This is a genomic window from Paenibacillus sp. GM1FR, assembly GCF_002803315.1.
Lineage (GTDB): Bacteria > Bacillota > Bacilli > Paenibacillales > Paenibacillaceae > Paenibacillus > Paenibacillus amylolyticus.
The window spans coordinates 64,890-84,613 of the sequence record NZ_MKZL01000005.1 but is presented as its reverse complement, the minus strand read 5'-3'; the positions used below and the strand labels follow the sequence as shown (position 1 = coordinate 84,613).

Annotated in this window: 16 protein-coding genes; 13 read left to right on the top strand and 3 right to left on the bottom strand. The window is 35.3% G+C overall.

Annotated elements, in window-relative coordinates:
* Positions 1–2,809 precede the first annotated feature (2,809 nt).
* Positions 2,810–4,216, bottom strand: a complete 1,407-nt coding sequence (locus PAEAM_RS03440; protein ID WP_100526661.1) for a replication-relaxation family protein — start codon at positions 4,214–4,216, stop codon at positions 2,810–2,812.
* Positions 4,217–4,864: 648 nt separating this feature from the next.
* Between PAEAM_RS03440 and PAEAM_RS03435 the strand changes: the two genes are divergently transcribed.
* Together PAEAM_RS03435 and PAEAM_RS03430 are read left to right on the top strand one after the other, a co-directional pair.
* Positions 4,865–5,176 carry a hypothetical protein gene (locus PAEAM_RS03435; protein ID WP_091036763.1) on the top strand — a complete coding sequence of 104 codons (312 nt, stop codon included), beginning with the start codon at positions 4,865–4,867 and terminating at the stop codon, positions 5,174–5,176.
* A gap of 19 nt (positions 5,177–5,195) precedes the next feature.
* On the top strand, positions 5,196–6,623 hold the full coding sequence (locus PAEAM_RS03430) for an FtsZ/tubulin family protein (RefSeq protein WP_165789819.1): 1,428 nt from the start codon (positions 5,196–5,198) through the stop codon (positions 6,621–6,623).
* A 115-nt stretch (positions 6,624–6,738) separates the two neighbouring features.
* On the opposite strand, the gene PAEAM_RS03425 is transcribed toward PAEAM_RS03430, so the two are convergent.
* Both PAEAM_RS03425 and PAEAM_RS03420 read right to left on the bottom strand, forming a co-directional pair.
* On the bottom strand, positions 6,739–7,341 hold the full coding sequence (locus PAEAM_RS03425) for a hypothetical protein (RefSeq protein WP_100526659.1): 603 nt from the start codon (positions 7,339–7,341) through the stop codon (positions 6,739–6,741).
* Positions 7,319–8,095 carry a ParA family protein gene (locus PAEAM_RS03420; protein WP_091036754.1) on the bottom strand — a complete coding sequence of 259 codons (777 nt, stop codon included), beginning with the start codon at positions 8,093–8,095 and terminating at the stop codon, positions 7,319–7,321. The genes PAEAM_RS03425 and PAEAM_RS03420 overlap by 23 nt, the downstream gene beginning before the upstream one ends.
* A 399-nt stretch (positions 8,096–8,494) precedes the next feature.
* Between PAEAM_RS03420 and PAEAM_RS03415 the strand changes: the two genes are divergently transcribed.
* The 11 genes from PAEAM_RS03415 (at position 8,495) to PAEAM_RS03365 (ending at position 19,312) form a co-directional block, all read left to right on the top strand.
* Positions 8,495–8,713: a helix-turn-helix domain-containing protein gene (locus tag PAEAM_RS03415; RefSeq protein WP_100526658.1), complete on the top strand. Its 219-nt coding sequence runs from the start codon at positions 8,495–8,497 to the stop codon at positions 8,711–8,713.
* Complete coding sequence (locus PAEAM_RS03410; protein ID WP_100526657.1) at positions 8,703–10,163, top strand: hypothetical protein; 1,461 nt, start codon at positions 8,703–8,705, stop codon at positions 10,161–10,163. The genes PAEAM_RS03415 and PAEAM_RS03410 overlap by 11 nt, the downstream gene beginning before the upstream one ends.
* Positions 10,164–10,176: 13 nt before the next feature.
* On the top strand, positions 10,177–11,283 hold the full coding sequence (locus tag PAEAM_RS03405; RefSeq protein ID WP_100526656.1) for an SAF domain-containing protein: 1,107 nt from the start codon (positions 10,177–10,179) through the stop codon (positions 11,281–11,283).
* A gap of 14 nt (positions 11,284–11,297) precedes the next feature.
* Complete coding sequence (locus PAEAM_RS03400) at positions 11,298–12,023, top strand: hypothetical protein (protein ID WP_100526655.1); 726 nt, start codon at positions 11,298–11,300, stop codon at positions 12,021–12,023.
* Entirely contained in the window at positions 12,011–12,832 is an 822-nt protein-coding gene (locus tag PAEAM_RS03395; protein WP_100526654.1) for a chromosome partitioning protein ParA, read from the top strand. The genes PAEAM_RS03400 and PAEAM_RS03395 overlap by 13 nt, the downstream gene beginning before the upstream one ends.
* Before the next feature lie 3 nt (positions 12,833–12,835).
* On the top strand, positions 12,836–14,716 hold the full coding sequence (locus tag PAEAM_RS03390; protein ID WP_100526653.1) for a Flp pilus assembly complex ATPase component TadA: 1,881 nt from the start codon (positions 12,836–12,838) through the stop codon (positions 14,714–14,716).
* Positions 14,717–14,721: 5 nt separating this feature from the next.
* Entirely contained in the window at positions 14,722–16,812 is a 2,091-nt protein-coding gene (locus tag PAEAM_RS03385) for a hypothetical protein (protein WP_100526652.1), read from the top strand.
* Between the two features lie 20 nt (positions 16,813–16,832).
* Positions 16,833–17,315, top strand: a complete 483-nt coding sequence (locus PAEAM_RS03380) for an ABC transporter permease (RefSeq protein WP_091036734.1) — start codon at positions 16,833–16,835, stop codon at positions 17,313–17,315.
* A 66-nt stretch (positions 17,316–17,381) separates the two neighbouring features.
* Positions 17,382–17,768, top strand: a complete 387-nt coding sequence (locus PAEAM_RS03375) for a hypothetical protein (RefSeq protein WP_091036730.1) — start codon at positions 17,382–17,384, stop codon at positions 17,766–17,768.
* Positions 17,769–17,784: 16 nt separating this feature from the next.
* Positions 17,785–18,336 carry a hypothetical protein gene (locus PAEAM_RS03370; RefSeq protein ID WP_100526651.1) on the top strand — a complete coding sequence of 184 codons (552 nt, stop codon included), beginning with the start codon at positions 17,785–17,787 and terminating at the stop codon, positions 18,334–18,336.
* Entirely contained in the window at positions 18,320–19,312 is a 993-nt protein-coding gene (locus tag PAEAM_RS03365) for a hypothetical protein (RefSeq protein ID WP_091036726.1), read from the top strand. The genes PAEAM_RS03370 and PAEAM_RS03365 overlap by 17 nt, the downstream gene beginning before the upstream one ends.
* Positions 19,313–19,724: the final 412 nt, after the last annotated feature.

The following is a 19,724-nucleotide window of genomic DNA, read 5'->3' as shown; positions in this document are numbered from 1 at the left end:
TAATATATATTACTTAATCTATTACGTTGTATATTACGTAATAAATGATTATTCAGTTTTGATAAATTTTATATGAAGCACTGCAATTCAATAGATGATTATAAGTCATCAATGAGTATTCATGCTTGGCAGTAGATAAACACTATTCAGATTACTAAACTTAAATATATTCAATTTAGTATTGAGTTTACTGATTAATTACTACACCACACAGGTCATCTATCGCCAAAAACGAACATATCTTGATTTTATGCGTTAAAGAAGGCTAAGTATATAACTTTCAAATAAGTTAACCTGAATATATTCAGTTATATATTCAGGTTACTACATATGAATATACATCACATACTAAAAGCAGAAGTTTATTCGAATAACATCTCTACGGGGATAAACAACGTATTAGTAACATACAAGCTATATTCTTGCTTAATATAAACACATTCAGTTTACTGTTACTTGGAACTATTGATTATACAGTCATCCCCACCGCTTATGGTGGATTAAGCCGTGGGGTTTTAGTTACGACACTCTATGTATGTCTAGTATACGGTGAAGTCGTACAGGAGAATTCGAAGAGCCACAAAGAGTATAAATCTCCTTTGGGTGACTTGTTAGTGGTCTTATAAGAATACTAACTGTTACTTATATTACATAATATATTCAGTAACATATTATATAGATGCTGAGAAGAACATTGTATCAAAAACAGCAGTATTTCTTTTGAAATTATAAATTACATCATCTATTACGTTGTATATTACGTAATATTAAAGTATTCAGTTATTATTCCATTTCAAATATATCACTACTATGCAATAGATGATTATAAATAATCAAAGAGTATTCATGCTTGACAGTATGTAATGCTTATTCAGGTTACAGCACCACACCAGGTCATTTATCACTAAAACGGGATATGTCTTGATTCTATACGTAAAGAAGAATACGTATGTGACACTCAACCCAAATAATATAAATATATTCAGTTATATATTCAGGTTCCTACATATGAATATACTTAACATAGCTGAAGCAGAAGTTTATATTATTACTACCTCTGTAGGGATCAACAACGTATTTGTAATAAACATGCTGAATTCTTAATTAATATAAACGTATTCAGATTACTGTTACTTGAAATTATTGATTATATGGTCAGCCCCTCGGTTTATGGTGGGATTAAGCTGAGGAGTTTTAGTTACGTTCAGAGGACACAGGGAGTATAGGCATCCATTGGATGGTTAGTAGCGTTCTTATGAGAACTCTAAAAGTTACCTTATATATTACATAATATATAAGGTAACGTATTGAACACTCAATATGAAGAACCATTGTATCAAAAAAGTTATAACTCTTTGAAACCACATAAACTGTTACGTTTTATATTACGTAATATATAAGTATTCAGTAATATTATTTTGGGTATGTAGCACAACAATCAGTGGGTGATCCTACATAATCAAAATGTATTCGTGATGTATTCGTGCTTAGTAATATATACTGCTATTCAGATTACTAAACTTGAATATATTCAATCAAATATTGAATTTACTGAATAGTTTTATATAACCACTCTGATTTATCGCAAGAAGCGACTATGTTTTGATTCTATACGTTAAAGAAGGATAATGAGATGCAACAAAAAAAATAACCTGAATATATTCAGTTATATATTCAGGTTACTACACTGAAATACAAGTATCATAATCGAAGCAAAAGGTAACTTCTCTGTGGAGAAAACCCTGTATTTATAATGAACAAGCTAATTTGTTCATTAACACTAACGTATTCAGTTTACTGTTACTTGAAACCATTGATTACACAACTAGCCCCTCAGCTTATGTCGATTTAAGCTGAGGCCTTTCACTCTATGTATGTTCAGTATAGGGTCAAGCTATACAAGAGAATGCGAAAGGCCACCGAGAGTAAAAATCTCCATTTGATGGCTTGTAGTGATCTTATGAGAATCCTAAAAGATTATTATGTATTACATAATATATTCAGTTATATATTCAAAGAAAAATGATTAATAGTGCTCCAATGAGTACTCATAGTTGGCGATATATAATGCCTACTCAAATTACTGAACCCGAGTACATACATTTATCTGTTGAGGTTACTAAATAGCTTTTATCATAACTAAAATCGAATATGCTTTGAATTGTTTATAAGTAACCTGTGATTTTTATCCATTCCAAATAATATGAATATATTCAGTTATATATTCAAGTTACTAAAATTGAATATACTACAAGCAAAAGGTTACAAGCTTAATTCCTATGTGGGAATCAAAAACGTATATGTAACAAACAAGCTAATTTGTTCATTAACACAAACGTACTATTACATAATATATTCAGTATACTAATAAATTTAACTTAAATATTTAGTGTTACGTAATATATTCATTCAAGTATTAAGTTTTTCTAGTCGTTTGATTGACAAAATTAGATCATTTTTTGAATGATTCATGAGTTTTATTCAGATTAAAATATAAATATGTTCAGACATGTAGTTCGTGTATTTAAACTTTAATTGGGACAGTTATTGAACTTGCTAATGAAATCTACAATATTAAAAATCGACAATTTATATTTCTGGTTACTTTAGGATTCAATCATATATTCAGTTTTGTAATATATTTCTGAATAAATGATTGAATCCTATAAAAAAATTCTAAAAGTACACAAGGTAAATCAATATTATATTGAAGAATGGGTAGAATTCGAAAAATATTCAGTATAAGAATTTGAGGATTTAATCGTGACGCAGAACGTCTAGACTGTAGTTATCTATAAGACACAAAAACTCATTCACCAAGAAATAAATTTAAGGGGTTGGATTGAATATGTTTCCCGTTTTTATCGAGCCACTTATTCTCAGAAACATTATGCCAAAGATACTTCTTAAAGATAGAATCGAATTTAACCTTCTGATCACAACCAATAAAATCAAGAGAGTGTGGCTTTTTATCCGAGTAAAGTAACACAGGGATAACCTCAATTGCATTAATCCTTTTCATGGATTCAATAGTTTCGAATTTTGAAGCGAAATCTATTGCCTTACAAATACCACCAGTTTCATATTCGTCGAACTTAACATAAAGAAAAACCTGATGTTCATTGCTTTTAAGACGAGTTACTGTAAAATACGGCTCCCAACCTAATATCTTCATTTCGTTACCATAAAGATAACAAAAACTTGAAAGGGAGGAGGCATTCGTGAGATTTTTGGAGGGCTTAGGTTGTCCAATAAAAGCTTGATCATTAAGGAGTGGTCTTAAGTTTAAATTCAGTTTATTTTTAAATAAGTCTCCTTCATTTATAAAGGAAAGTACTAAACTTTCAAGTGATTCAATATTTCCTACATACAAATTTAAAAATGTGCTCCAGTTTCCAATGGTGTTCAAATAATTCCGCTGAATATTCTGCCATCGAGACCAAATACTTTGACGCGCAGTCGTTACAAAAAAAATAGTACTAGGTATAGATGTGGCTAAAGAATCTCGCTCAACCCCGTGGGTTATATATGACAGATATTGATTGTACTTAGAAAACTTCTCATATAAAAGTTTGCCTTTCTCCGTTCCCATATCAAACTCAACCCAACAGTGAAATTCCTTGTCAGTACCATTAGGTCGAATAATAAACTCTCCATCGGGCCTGAAAATTTTCTTAGTTTCTATTTTAGTATTTTCATCCATAGAGGAGAACTCTACTGAAGCGTATCTATTATCAATAAAATCATATGTGAAATTATGTTTTAAAGATAAGAGTTCCATTAAAACATTGAAATCAATACCCAAGTTATGATGTTTTTGCAGTCTCTCTTTTGGAGCGCGATAAAGTTCATATGGAAAATAACCGTGTTGATTATTCCAACCTGTATTTCGGTAACCTTCAATCTCAGGGATATCTAAAAGGCTGTAAGCTATAGATAATCCTTCTTCTGATAAAGTTAAAACCTTCGTATCATTATTAAGCTTAGCTGCCACCTGAATAATACCGGTCTTCTGCATTTGAGCCAACTGATTCCATGTGCTTCTCATTTTTGATAAGTTAAGTAGTTCCCATGAGAAATGAGGATAGGTTAAAGGAATATTATCCGGATCCAAAAGAAAAAACACTTGATACGGGGTAAGACTTCTATAAATAAAGAGACGTTCAATTATCTTACACTTGGTCGGAGAAAGCTTATGTATTGTTCGAACATCCAATTTGATGACAACTCCTTTATAAATTTGCTTGAATTTGATACATATTTACTAACCTTTATGAACCCTAATTTCTTGTCACTTAAAGCAGTATGTCGAGATTAACAGAAAAAAACCTTATGTGACAACGAATTTGTCGACCTTTTGTGGTCGATATATGCAATGACAGACATCGTGACAAGTTCAGTGATAACAATAGTGACTCAGTCACCAAAGTTATCACTGAATCAATCATTAATGTAGTCATTAAAATCATCATAATATTGTTTGAGTGTATTATTTTTTAGAAACGAAATATTATAAAAATAAATGAGAGAAATCACACTACTATTGTGGATACTCTCCAACAGACCATTAAGAAGAGTAGAAAAGCGTTTATACTCTCCCCTAATGTAAATAATGATAATATGACTATATTTAAATAAAATAGAGTCACCCTAGGGTCACTCTAAATTAACAGCTTTAATAAAAATTTCTCACACGAGAAATCGTTATAACAGATAGAGTATTATAGAATTCATATTAGATAAGATAGCATTCTTAAAATAAGATTTAGATATATTTGCTAAATTAATATTAAAGCGATATACTTAAGGTAACCCAGAGGTGACCTTAAGGTGACCTCTAATCAGGGGGAGGTGAAGACTGAGCATGTCAGAAAAACTTTATACAGAGGTGCATTATCGAGCATTTCTTGATAAATTAAGTGAGGCTCACATATCGGTATTGAGCATTATTACAGACAACAATCTCATCCCAAAAAAAGACATCATCTCTATGATGAGTGAGGATTATTCTAAAAATCCAGTTGTTGCAGCAATAGATGCTCTTTTGTTCGCTGGTTTAATATCATTCGAGTATAGCAAAAGGCAACATAAGTTCTTTCTTTCTGATGACGGTAAAGCATTCACAGAATATGTAGCAAAACAATATGAGGAGGAAAATTCTAATGGGTCTATCTAATAGTAAAGTACTTACATTCATGAACGAAAATGCACTAATCAATGACGTCTCTCTAAGATTTGGTGTAATTGGAGCAGGGCAGAAAGGTAACAAAGATGCAGATATTTTTGCAGGTTATACATATGCAAATGGAAAACAAATATATCCTAGCCTTGCCGTGAATTTTTCTAAAAATGACATGCTTCATCTTAAGAACATTCCGCTCGAAGATCGCATACATTTTGAAGATTTTAGAGGTGCTGCCCGAACACCTTCTCTTGTTGTTGAGAATTTCGATCCACAATTGAACCCAAATGCAGACAAGATGCGTAATCAATTGATTGAAGCAATGGAAAGAAAATTCATGGATGTTGATCATTTGTTTATTTGCGCTGGAGCTGGTGGGGGCTTTGGTACAGGCTTTATTTCACTAGTGTTAAGTTTAATAAAAGAACAGTTTTTTCCGGTCCCTATAACTCTTTTGCTCTCAAGTCCATTTGATGATTTCACTGAAATGTCTAATGCAATTCTTCTCCTCGCAGAAATCAAAGAATTCATTGAACTTCAAAATGAGCTATTTAGTCCAGGTCAAGAAAAACCACTTGGTAGTGTAATTCTTACTGATAACAAGAAACTATTTAACGACTTTACAACCAAAAAAGAGAATAGACTGAACAGTAGTACTTTGATTTCTTGGAAAGATGAAGGGAACGATGCCATCATAAGTACTATCCATGAGGCTAACTTGATTCCTGCTAACTTTGGATCAGACAATAGTACTTATGATCCTTCGGACTTTATTAAAATCGTACAACTGTCAGGTGGTTTCTTGAGTATTCACAAAGCTAGCATTGAAGCCCCTTACGAAAGTAATACTTTGAATAGTAAAATGAGAAATAGTATTCAGTTGGGCTACTTTTCTTGTGGTCATGATTATGAAACTGCAACAATGTATGGTGGTTTTGTACTTAGACCATCAAGTGCATCAATATTCAAAGATGTCAAAACAGAACAGACTATTAAACAAGTAATATCAGAGTTTAATGATACAGCTCAAGGAAAATATGGAGATCCTATCTGGTTTGATGAATACGCGGTTGTCTATACTATTTTTAGTGGGATGACTTTACCAAGCCGAGTCGTTGAAATGACTATAGAATATGATGAAATGTTAGAAAAACAAAAACAGGTAAAAAACAAAGATATAGAACTGAATATCTCAGGTGTAATGGAATCTGTAAAACAATCCACTTTTAATCCATATCAAAAACGAGGAGCCAACAAATTTGGTGGTGGCGCTTCTGGAGGCTTTGGGGGATCTGTATTCAATCGAAAGCAAGAAAATCAAATTGAAGAAGAAGTTGCTTCAACCACTGAAGAAATTTCAGAGCCTAATAACAGATTTGGAAGCAACTCGGATGATACTAAACCTACAAATGTTTGGAATAAAATTCAAAACCGTAAATAGGTTCTCACTCAAATCACTAAACGGTTTAAATTGTTTATAGCATAAAATACTAAAAAGAGGTACAAAGGGCTTATTTGCTCTTTGTACCTCTTTCTTATTTTGAAATTCAGTAAGTTTATAATTTGAATTCCTTATTTTCATTCACTAATTCTAGCACAATTCTTAGACCAGAGTTAATCATTTTCGTTTTGTAGCCTTTTTTCTTACCAACACATAACTTATCTAATTCAGCCAACAATTCATTTTCGATTAGATACGTTTTACGCGTATGTGTTTCTTCTACTTTTAAATCAACTGTGTTTGACAAAGATGAAATAATACTTGATATCCCGTTAACAGCTGAAACTTGTGGATGAGAACTAACAGGTGCTTGCTCATTGTTCTGTTTCGCCTCTTGAGTTTCTTGTTGAATTAACTCTTTAGCAGGATCTTGTTGTACTGGTTGTTGGTGTTGCTGTACTAAAGGTTGTTGTTCTACTGGCAGTGATTGTTGTTGTATTGGTGGTTGTTGTGTTACTTGTTCTTGTTTTGGTTGTTCCTCTGCGGGATTAATTGTAGATATATCCGAATCAGCACTTGAATGTTTATTCTCATCAGAAACAGGTCGCAAAGAATTATTACCGCTTATAAGAGTATCATTCAATATACGATTTTTTTGATCTGATCCGGTAGTACCACTATCACCCAACAATTTTTTAAACTGATCCTTTTTGGACACGGTTTAGCAACTCCTCTAAAAATTGTTGATATTGCTCAAGAGCATCTCGGTCCTCTTTTGTTGTGTTTTGGATACCAAGAATAGAATACTCTTTAATTCGATTACGTCTTTTAATTACAGTGTCAAATACCCAGTCCTCATAATCTTCCCTAGCTTGATCAATAATTGAAGAGTCAATTCGAGTTCTGGAATCCGACATACTTGGTAGAATGCCAGCTAACTTTAATGTAGGCGTAATTCTTTCTTTAATTAGTTCCACCAATTGAAGGTACCTTGGGATAGCTTTAAAACATAAAGGTTCCGATTGTAGCATAACTACCACATAGTCGCTAGCAGATAATGCAGATACTGAAAGATCGCCTAAGTTAGGTGGCTGGTCAATAAGGATAAAATCATACTGGTCTTTTATGATATCCAATGTTTCTTTTAGAGAGGTAGGAACAACTCTGTTTACATTTCCTAAAGCTCTGCCTAATGTCGATAGGATGTCGTCGGCCGGCAATAAATCCAGGTTCTCATTCACTTTAACAATGTACTTAGCAGGATCTAAATCAATAATTGCGTTTAGTACTGTATTATCTTCAAAAGAGTAAATGTCTTTTCCTGATAATATTTGTGTAGTGTTACCCTGCGAATCAAAATCAACAGTTAAAACTTTAAATCCTCTTTCAGCTAAAAGATAACTCGTAATGCATGTAGTAGAGCTTTTACCCACTCCGCCTTTTTGTACTCCTATAGATACTGTGATACCCATGATATCCTCCAGTTCGGTATAAATATACTTATACTCTATTTTGGTGGATAGTAGAGAAAGAGTCAAGTGTAATACACACAAAACTGAATACTTAAGTGTTAAATGAACAATATAGTATTCAGTTTTATATTACATAATATATTTTTAATTATACAAATATTACACTGCATGAAGATTATGCGACTTAACTAGTACTACGATTTACTAGAGAAAAGAGGATACAGTGAAAAAATTGAAATCAAAGTTGTTGACACAAACCAGTTAATAATCTATATTGTGTATAAATAAACCAAATATGATCCGGACGGGTCCTCAAAAAAAGCGAAGCACGCTCAATGCCTTAGGCATTAAGCGTGCTTTTTTTTGTTTTCTTACCCTGAGGGAAAGGGGTGATAGTGATTGGATTATACACCTGGGGAACTGATGCGTATCCATAGAACAAGAAAAGATATGACTCAAAAAGATCTTGCAAACTACATAGGATCATTTCAAGTGAGAGTCAGTAGATTGGAAAATGGACTTAAGCCACCCACACCTGACGAGATAAAGAAGATAGAGAAGGTTCTTGGAACTATTATTTGGAGTCAACAAAGGGGAGATGCAATGAATGGCACCTGATTTTGAGCAACTCAATAAGAAAAAAATTATTATTGCCATTCCTAATCCTGCTTTTGCAGAGGCTTTAAAAAAACATTTTGAAAATGAAAACATTCATGTATTAGAAGTGTGCGTTGTAGTTGATCATCTTGTGGAGAGGCTTCATCTAATCAAAGAAGACCCTTCAACCACTTTAGATGCAGTCATTATCTCAAGCTCTCTCGCTGTAAAGCAATCTGATAAAAGGCACGAGTTCCTCGCAGATGTAATCGATAGAGTTCGAGAAGATTTCAGTAAAAGCTCGATAATTTTTTTATCGGATGAAAAGCAAGGTCATCCTCTACTTGCTGAACTAGTATCCATGGGGATTTACAATATATTTTTGAAATCACAAAAATCTGAACCTTTGAATATTAAACAGTTAATTAAATGTATAGACCACCCTTTACCTTATAGTGAAGTTAAAAAGTATCGGAATTATGATCAAGGAATACCATGGAGAAGATTTGTAAATGGTGCTCAATCTATAACCATTAATATTGAGGGACATAACAAAGATAAGGCCCACAGACGACAGGATAAACAAAATGTGAAGGAAGGTGAGGTTAGTACCAATACATCAAATGAAATAAATTCTTCTTCTAAAGAAATGGATGAAGATGAAGAACATCTGGTGAAGAGTAACAAGCAAACAAACAAAACAATCTTACCCGACATCATGGAAGAAGAATTAGAAGAATCAGATTTTTGGACGCTACCTGATCTGAAGCAGAAGATCGTAGTCAGAGACCGAATTGTCGGTAAATCAGTCATCTCGGTAGTCGGTATCGAAAAAGGCGTAGGAACAACCCACTCTTCTATATTGATAGCAAATTATCTGGCAAGTCATGGATATTCAGTTAAGTTATTAGAACTGAGCGGAAATAACGAACTTGTTTATATCGAAAAAGCCTACGAAGGTAAAAACGTAGACACCCGTCTTAATGATGAATTCATAATTGAAGGCGTAACTTACGTAAAATCAGCAGATGAATTTGAAATGGCTGACCATCTGAATTCAGAACATACACATATTGTTCTAGATATGGGGACTTATGAAACCACTGAACACATATCTGAATTTCACCGGGCAAGTACCCAAGTTGTAGTTGCATCAGGTAGTGAGTGGAAACAGCACAACATCAAAAGATTTTTGTCATCCAATCATGTTGATCTCGAAAGATGCATCTTTATGGTCCCTCTTGTCAGCAAACAAAGCATTGCCGATATCGAAAAAGATAATGAGGGAATCCATGCATTAGAAATCCCTTTTCACTCTGATCCTTTTGACTCTCAGGATGATACGAATGAACAATTTGATCTAGTGTTTGATCGAGGATTTACAAAGAAGAAGAAAATGATAAAGAGATCCATTCTTTTACTAGCAACAATTATACTTATGTTTTTGTTAATTTTCTTTATTTCAAGATAAGGGGTGTATGTAATTGTCCAAAGTAAGGCAGCGTACAAAAAATTTGATTATAGCTGGTGTTGTAGGGGCTCTATCTATGGGAGTTTTATCAACTGGTGGCGCCATCTACCTCATTAAGCAGCAAGCTAAAGAGCAAAAAGTGTTAAGGATGCATTATGAGTCTCAACTCGTTGAAGCAGAGGCATTACTCCAGCACCAACAATCAACTATGAAAACAGTCGTAGTAGCATCCAAACCGCTAAAAGAAGGGGACAAGCTTAATAAGGAAAATTTGAAAGTTATTCAAATTCCTGAAACAGATGCTCCAACTAACATGGTACAGACACCAGATGATCTATATGGAAAGATCGTTAAAATTGATGTAGGTGAGAATACACCCGTAATCAATTCAATGGTATTTGATAACGGTCCAACCCCTCGTGATCAACGGATACAAGAGTACAATGTGATGTTACTTCCAACTAAACTGAAAAAAGGTCAATTTGTAGACGTACGGTTAACCTTCCCGACAGGTGAAGATTTTATCGTTCTATCAAAGAAAAAAGTTGAAGATCTTTCCGGCACAACTGTTTGGTACAAAATTAATGAAGCTGAATTGTTAGTAATGACTAGTGCGATCGTTGATGCATACCTTAACGGTGCCAAACTTTATGCCGTTACTTATTCTGATCCATATATGCAAGAAAAAGCAATTCCAAACTATCCAGCTAACCTGAAAGTAATTGACCTTATTCAATCCGATCCGAATGTTCTGACATTCGCAAAAGAGCAATTAAAAAGAAATGTAAGACAAGTACTAGAAAACAATCTCTCTCAAATGGATGAAGCAGACAAAATGAAAATCCAAAATGGAAGTGTGATCTTACAACAAGAGGTTGCTAACAACCAAATTACGAATCAGCAAAATAACGAAGCAGTAACCGGAACACAGGGGGCTCCTATACCCGATACAAGTGCAGAACAGAGTACAACACCAGGTAGTTCAATAGATTCATCTCCAACAACTCAATCTACGGAAGCAAGTAAAGAGGAAATTGTTCAGCCGATAGAGTCCGGACTGGATACTTCTACAAGCGAAGAAAAACAGAAAGACGTTTTTGGGCAGCCATTAGTGAAATAGAACGGAGGGGCAGCATGAAAAGATCATTATTTCTTGGATCAGCAGATATAAGTGATTTACTTCAATATGTAGGTAAAGTCATTTCAATTTCTGGGAGGAAAGTACTTTTAGTTGATGGCACAACAGAAAAGTACATACAGAACAACACACCAACACCAATGACGACATCGCAAATGAAAGTAGTAGAGTTTGATGGGTTTGACGTAGCAGTTGGCTACGAAACTTTTGATGAAATCGAAACCTTGGTTGCAAAAAATGGTTATGAGCAACTCATTGTTCACTGTAGTGATATTTCATTTTTGAACAAAGAGGAGTTCAATTCGTTTCATACCAAATATATTGCCGCTACGCCAGAAAAAATGAGCATAGATAAAACAGTTGATTTAGTAAAGGTTTTATTCGGAAAAGAACATTCTGACGGTAAAAGTCCAAAAACAGATGTTACTAAAATCTCGGTTAATCATGTAGAAGGCAATATTGCCGAGGATTACCTCGAGACAATTCTGACAGACCTCCCTATCAGTTGGTCTGAAGAGCCATTTGAATTACTACATGATGAAATTGATTATGTAACAAAAATAAATAACCAACACCAAGGAAAAATAAACATTCGACGTCTCTCAAAGAACTATAAAGGGATTATTAAGAAATTAACGGCGGAAATTTCGGAACTTGAAACGAATTTAATAAAAAGTTCTATGAAAGAACTTACGAGGAGGTCCTTTGCATGGGGCAAGTAGCATTTTGGAGTAACCGTCATGGTCAGTCTGGAAACTCATCCAATTTGATTGCTGTGGCCACACTCATTGGGATGGAGTATTTAACGAAAACGCTTGTGAGTCACACACATTGGAGTATGTCATCTTTGGAATCTACTTTTCTGAACGAAAAGGATCTTGATAGTTCAGAGTATTCGAGCTTAGGCATCGACGCCTTAGAGAGACTAGCTCGCAGTAATCGCTTGGCTCCAAAGATCGTAAAAGACTACACCGACACCGTTCTGCGGGATCGTTTAGAACTACTGCGTGGAACAGTGAAACCTAATGAAGAAATGTTCTCCATGATTCATGAAGTAATCGGAAGTATTTTCGATGCGGCAAAGAATTACTATAATCTCACTCTGATTGATGTGAGTAGTGGGATGCGAAACAAGTTAACGAATTCGGTCCTGACGACCTCAGATGTAATCGTAGTTAATCTCAACCAAAATAAAGCGGTCTTAGATGAGTTCTTCACTGATGAACCAGAGTTCCTCAAAGAGAAAAAAGTTGTAATTGTTCTTGGTCAATATGATCGTCATTCCAAATATTCTGTTTCCAACATTAAACGAATGTATAAACCAAAAGCACCTATATATACCGTTCCTCACTGCACAGGTTACATGGATGCTCTCAATGATAAGTCAGTTGTTCAATTTTTCTTTCGAAATAAAAATATCGGAATCCAACATGAAAATCACTTCTTTCTGAGTGAAGTTCGAAAACTGGCTAAAGGGATATTTGAAGCCGCTGGAGTTGATACAAAGATATATAGTGAGCAGGGGGCTTAAGGTATGAGTATTAGTCATCTTGTGAATCTTGGATTAATTCTAGTAATGCTATTTCTTGTTGGTGTTTACGTCTATTTTAAAATGACTGAAAAACGTCAACCCAAACGCGACCCTCGTGAGATAGATCAGAAGTACACTTTAGCTGGAATTACCGAATATGTAAAAACAGCCATTAATGATCTGACAACAAGTAACATGGAGCATTTGGGGTTAACTGAAGAAGAATTTGATCGACGGATGAATCAGCGTTTGATGTTGCAAAAATCATTAAAGGGATGCACAGATGGAGATATTCGTGATAAAAACTATGTCAAAAATACGATTTTTGATCTTCTCTTGAAAACATATGACTTAAATGATGAAAATATCAATCGTATTATTCCGTTTGATAATAAGAAAACTCTCTCCCTACAAGATAAGTTTGAAATTATGTTGTTTCAAAACAAACAAAAACATGGGGTAAATGCTTTAGGTCAGATCATTGATAGATACAAGTTAGATGAGCTGAAGAATCCTGAAGAAGAAGTAGAAGACGAATATTACGTAATTACACCTCAAGAAATTGAAGAGGTTTATCGTAAGGAATCCAAGGGACTTTCTTTTGAGGATAAGCTCATGATTATTGTCCAAAGAATCTATCAGCAATATAAAGGTTTCTCAGTAATTGATGAAATAAGAGACATGAAGATTGATGGAGTGTCGGGTGGGGTTTCTGGTGTACCCATTGATCAGATTGAACCTTTCGATGATATGGCTTTCTTTGCGGATCGTGTTAATAAGAAACCCACACCCTATAGTCATGACAGTGTTTGGATTTTGTATAAAGGTAAACCGATCCATATGTCGTTTTTGAGTTTCGGATCTGAAGCTGAACTTAAACGTGTCTGCCAAAATATCTATCGTTACAATAATCCAGGACAACTCTCAGAATCGAATGGTTACAAAGTAAATGAAATGAAAGACGGTTCACGGATCGTTGTTGTCCGTCCTGGTTTCTCTGAGTCTTGGGCATTTTTCAATCGTAAGTTTGATACACAAAAAGCATCACTCGAGCAACTCATCAGCCAAGAAGAAAAAAATCGGATGTTAGTTATTCTTCTCATCAGGTATCTAGTTAGGGGAGGGCGTGTAACAGCTGTAACCGGGTCACAAGGTTCTGGTAAAACAACGTTACTTATGGCTATGGTTCTTGAAATGTATAAAACTCATGCAATTCGTGTCCACGAGATGGCATTTGAGCTGCATTTGAGGAAGATTTTCGGCAATCGAAATATCCTCACTTTTAGAGAAACCGACTCTATTACAGGACAACAAGGTTTGGATATTCAAAAGAAAACAGACGGAACAGCATTTATTTTGGGAGAAGTAGCAACAGATGCTGCGGTACCTTATATGATTCAAATGGCGCAGCAAGCAGATATGTTTTTTACACACCATGCGAGAACATTTAAAAAGCTCGTTCATTACCTCCGAAATTCATTGCTCAAAATGAATGTTTTCAGTGATGAGAAAATAGCTGAAGAACAAGTTGTGAATGTCCTAAATTTCGATATTCATTTAGTTCGTAAGCGTAACGGACATCGATTTATTGAGAGAATCACAGAATGTACACCACTTCATGATGATGAAGATATTCCATTCGATATCCGGACTATGAGTGATTCGGAAGAGAGAAAAATTACATTCATGGAAACATTCATTAAGTATATGAAGAGATCTACAAATCGGAAAGTATTCGATGAACGAAATATTATTGAATATCGTGATGGTGGTTATGTTGCAGTTCATCCAATCTCCGATCACAATGTCAAAGAAATGCTGGAAAATCTTACGGAAGTTGATCAAGCAGGCTTTAAACAATTTATGCAGGAAAACTGGGGGTAAGAAGGATGGATTTGAAGGCTATTGCAGTCAGTATTCTTTTAACCTCAGTGGTCCTAAGCATCGTACTCTATATCGTAATGAAGATCATTTCAAGAAGATCCGAGCGCGATGGTTCCCAGGAACATTATAAGAGCTATGAGATGCTCACCGGGAATAAGAAATCAAATCGTAAACAGATGATTCATCGATTTATGCAAGATTCGTACATCGCGTACAATAAAGTACCATTCTTGCGAAACTATATCCAAAAGATTCGAAAGAGATTGCAAGCCATCCATTCGTATGATGAATTCACGATGCGAAGAGAAACCATGAGAATTGTTTTTTACACACTTGGAACAATTGCTGCTGTCGTACTAGTTTTGTTATTAATGAATCATGATTTCACATTCATATTCATGCTGTTCCTTGCAGCTATCGTAGTGAATGGCATGTTAATCGATACCTTTGTACATAAAGTGGATGATCGATTGTTAATTCAATTACGAGATCAACTCTTCAAAGATGTACGACATCACTATCATCAGCATGGCAGTGTAGAAGAGGCTCTTCGTCAAGCATCAGAATCTTCATCGTATGAAGCTGCACTACACGCTAAAAAAATTCATGAGGTCTTAGTCTCTGTAAATCCAGAAGAGAGCCTAACCGTATACTATGAGCAAGCTCCAAACCGTTTCTTGAAGGCATTTGCAGGCATGTCCTTTCTAATAAAAGAATTCGGTGATAAAACAATCAAGGATGGATCTCTATATCTCAGTAATCTCAATAAGTTAGCCAGTGAGGTTAACCTTGAAATTCTAAAGAGAACTCGATTGAATTACTTGTTCAAAGGTCTTACCGTCATTGCAGTTACACCTATTATCTTCACAAAACCAATAGAACTTTGGGCAAGTCAGCAATTTCCTGCGATGGAGGCTTTCTATTCTAGCAAGTTAGGATTCATAACGAAAATAGTTGTATTTGCATCTGTTTTGTTATCATATATCCTCTTAAAAAAAATGCAGGATCAACAAGAAGGGACCTATGTAGCGAAAACAAAAAAACGTTCTTGGGAAAAACTTCTTTTGAAATCAAAAATTGTTTCATGGATAGTAGACCGTCTTGAACCAGCCAAAAGAACAGCACAGCATTTCAAAATAAGTAAGTTAATTAAGGATGCTAATGCGGGTTATCCCATGGAGTGGCATTACCTTCATCGTTTTGTTCTGACGATCATTCTTTCTATTGGCCTGGTGTTCTCATTCGTATTAATGCATCACATCGCAATCAAAGATGTGCTGGAGTCACCCACGCAAAACAATTCTATGTTTGGTCGAATGTCCGAAGAGGAGTTGCGTGAGGCAAAATCCATCACTGATTTTGATAGTACTATCATTAAACATATGAAGGAGGTGAAAGACAATAATCTGCAGGATCGTGTAGTTCAGATGATTAAGCAAGACCCCGAAGTTGCAACAAACGATACTCTACTCAATGCTTCAACAGAAAGGATCCTAGCAAAAATGGATCGGATTAATTCCGAATACATGAAGTGGTGGGAAATCCTTATATGTTTATTAATGGGTTGGGTGGGTTATCAATTACCCTATTGGGTACTTCTCTTCCAGAAGAGAATGAGAGCAATGGATATGCAAAATGAAGTGGACCAATTTCATACCATCATTGCGATGCTCAGTGAAATCGATCGAGTATCGGTTGAGGTCATTCTTGAATGGATGGAAAGATTCGCTTCAATTTTCAAGGCTCCACTACATAAGTGCCTTATGAACTATGAGAGTGGTGCTGAACTTGCTCTTGAGCAACTGATGATCGATGCGCCATTTGCTCCACTCGTGAGAACCATTGAAAAACTTCAGTTAGCTGTAGAAAAAATTCCAGTCAAACAAGCTTTTGATGATCTTGAAACTGAACGTAATTACTATTTCGAACAAAGAAAACAGGATTACGAGGAAATGATCAATGCAAAAGCAGGCTGGGGTCGCATGATCGGTTTCACTCCAATGTACATGATCATCTTTTTGTATCTCGTGTTTCCATTTGTCTTTATGGCTTTTACACAGATGTCTACGTATTACGAACTTATGCAAAAATTATAATTTAAAGGGGATTATTAAAAATGGGTAATGCACAAAGCGCTTTAAAAATGGCTGCGGGACTTTTCCTGGCAATCGCACTGATCACTACAGCTGTAATTTTGTTTATTTCTGCTCAAGACGCCACCAAAACTGCACAAACAAGTTTCGCAGATATCCAAACAGAGCTTTCTCAAACAGCATACACTGTCTATGATGGGACCACGGTTTCTGGTAGCCAAGCAATCAATGCACTTAGAAAGTTCCAAGACAAAGGTGAATTCGGTATCCAAGTAATCACTGGTAAAAATCCAACTGGCTCTTGGTACTTCAAAACAGTGAACACAACTGTGCCAGTAGGTGGTCAGGGTTACGGTTCGATTGGTACAGGTACGCCAGCAGGAACTCTTGCTAAAGCTATGGATGAAGCAAACAATGATTACGTTAATCCATCCGGAAAATTCAAAGCTCAACTGATCAAAGACAACAGTAACGTTATTCGCGGTATCATTTTTACACAAAACTAATTAAATCACTGACTGGGGATAGACTTACTCAAGTCGTCCCCTTTCAAGTAATTAAGGGTGATTATTATGGGATTAGGTGAGAATACAAGATCTGCTTTGTATATGAGCGTTGCAGCACTTATGTTCATTACTGCTCTAACAATATTTCTGTTTTTCTTTAAAACTGTTTCCGATACGAATGATATGACTTACAAAATGACGTCCCAGTCTGACAAAAGTATTACTTCAACTTTGAAAATACCTACCTCTTATAAGGTTTCTGGTGCCGAAGTTAGACAATCCATATTTAAAATTAAAGACATCGGCGTTGATATCATAGTAGATGGTGTTACTTACTACAAAACATTGGATCCAACGGAGGTTAATGTTTCAGGAATTAATGTAAATAAAAACTATACTCCTACATACGTTCGAGATACAAAGGGCGACCTGATATTATTAAGATTTAATTAGAGAAAGGATGTAGAGGATGGGTAATCCCTTTTTAAAAATCTTTATGGTTGTAGTGGCCCTCGTACTTATCTTTTTATGGCCGATTTCATCTGGGTTAAATAAGCAGGATGACATCTCTGAAATTGTGGTCTTGAATTCTGTGACTCAGTTTGTAGATTCTGTTAGAGATAAAGGTTACATTACTCCAACGATGTATAATGAATTTGTTGATCAAATGGCACTAACCACAAATACATACGACATCCAAATGGAACATCGCCATAAGCGTTACGACCCAATATATAATGATGCAGGGGTTTATTTGGGTGGATTTAATGTCAATTACGAATCCTTTTATAATGCTCAGATTAATGACAAGCTTTTTCCAAGGAACTCGACCGAGAATACTGAAAGTCCGACTCGTGTTTATAAGTTAGCGACGGGAGATTTTTTCTCCGTAGTGGTTAAGAACACGAACCGTACATCAGGAACCCTCATTAACGATGTCCTTACTGGGACCATCAATACTCCGAATGAAAAGATTGTCATCCCTTATGGAGGAATGGTCCTCAATGAAGATTACAACTAATCTCACGCTAGTGTTCGTTCTCATTTTACTTCCTTATTTCATTATTAATAATATCAATGTAACGCATAATCGGCAGAATGTAATTCTTGAGACGCGTTATAACCATGCCATGGATACTGCAACCCAGGACGCAGCCAAAGCCCTTATTATCAATGGTTCACAAGGCGCTGAATCTCAGTATGAGTTTCAAAAACGACTTAGAATCAATAAAGAAGAGGCAGTGCAAACGTTCTTCAACTCACTCTACTTGAACTTTGATGTTTTTGATAATTCGGCCGGTCAAGGTGTAATCAATAGCTACGTACCTGTTATCCTTATTGTTGGTTATGACGGTTACTACGTTTACTATATGGACGAATTTACGAATGCTACTGGGGAAAAAGAACTTAAGCATGTTTGGAGCCCTAAGAAACCCTATGCTCACTCTGATCAGAACGGAAACACGTTTGGGTTTACACTTGATGATTTTGTCACGGTAAATCGTAATACGGACCAACAATGGTTCGAAGGATTCCGCGGAGAGATTGCAGGTACTGCATCTATACCACTATTAAATGACGCAAGTACGTTTGATCAAGTTAGAAGGGCATCTATTGTCAATCCGATTCAGAAAGATTTGGAACACTATATTAATATGTACAATAACTTTGCGAAACGCAACGGTGTAGCCTACACCTTTACATTGCCCCTCATCAGTCAAGAAGAATGGAACAATACCATTAATGATGTCGGAGTACTCTCTTTTGTTCAAGGCATGCCAATGGGCGAAAAATACTATAATAATTACGCTTTGGGTGGAAGCCGTGTTGTGAAAAAGCCTATTTATAATGGGATTATAGCTAATGGCCGTAAGTATTATTATTCCAGGAATTCATGTACTTCCTCATTCACTACGGAAGAGGTTTTCTCTTCAGAAAAGGATGCTGCAAGTAATGGGTATATTCCACTTGACTGTACTGTTGGTAATAGAAATTAGTCATAGTGAGGCATACTTAATGTGTTTGTCCATTAGGTATGCTTTTTGATTAGCTTCTATTAGGATTTGTCATTATAATATTAAAAGGTTCGCGAGGGAGCAAATAAGTTATTAGTAGGAATTAAGATCGGTCCAGACAAAGTGGAGAAGGTAAGTAGTAGATTTGATGAAAGAATTTCATTTAAATATGGAAGATATACTACATATATAAATTTCAGCCTCTCACTTAGATCCCTGATTGATAACTCGTAGTTATATTTTTCAACAGTGGATCTATGCCATGGGTGTATATAAGATGATTTATTACCAATAAAGGAGATCAGGTTTTACTGTCGAAACTAAATTTGAGGTGCGAATGCCAAGTACACATGATTTTCCTGGAAGACTCGCACCTCGAATTTTGTCGAAACAA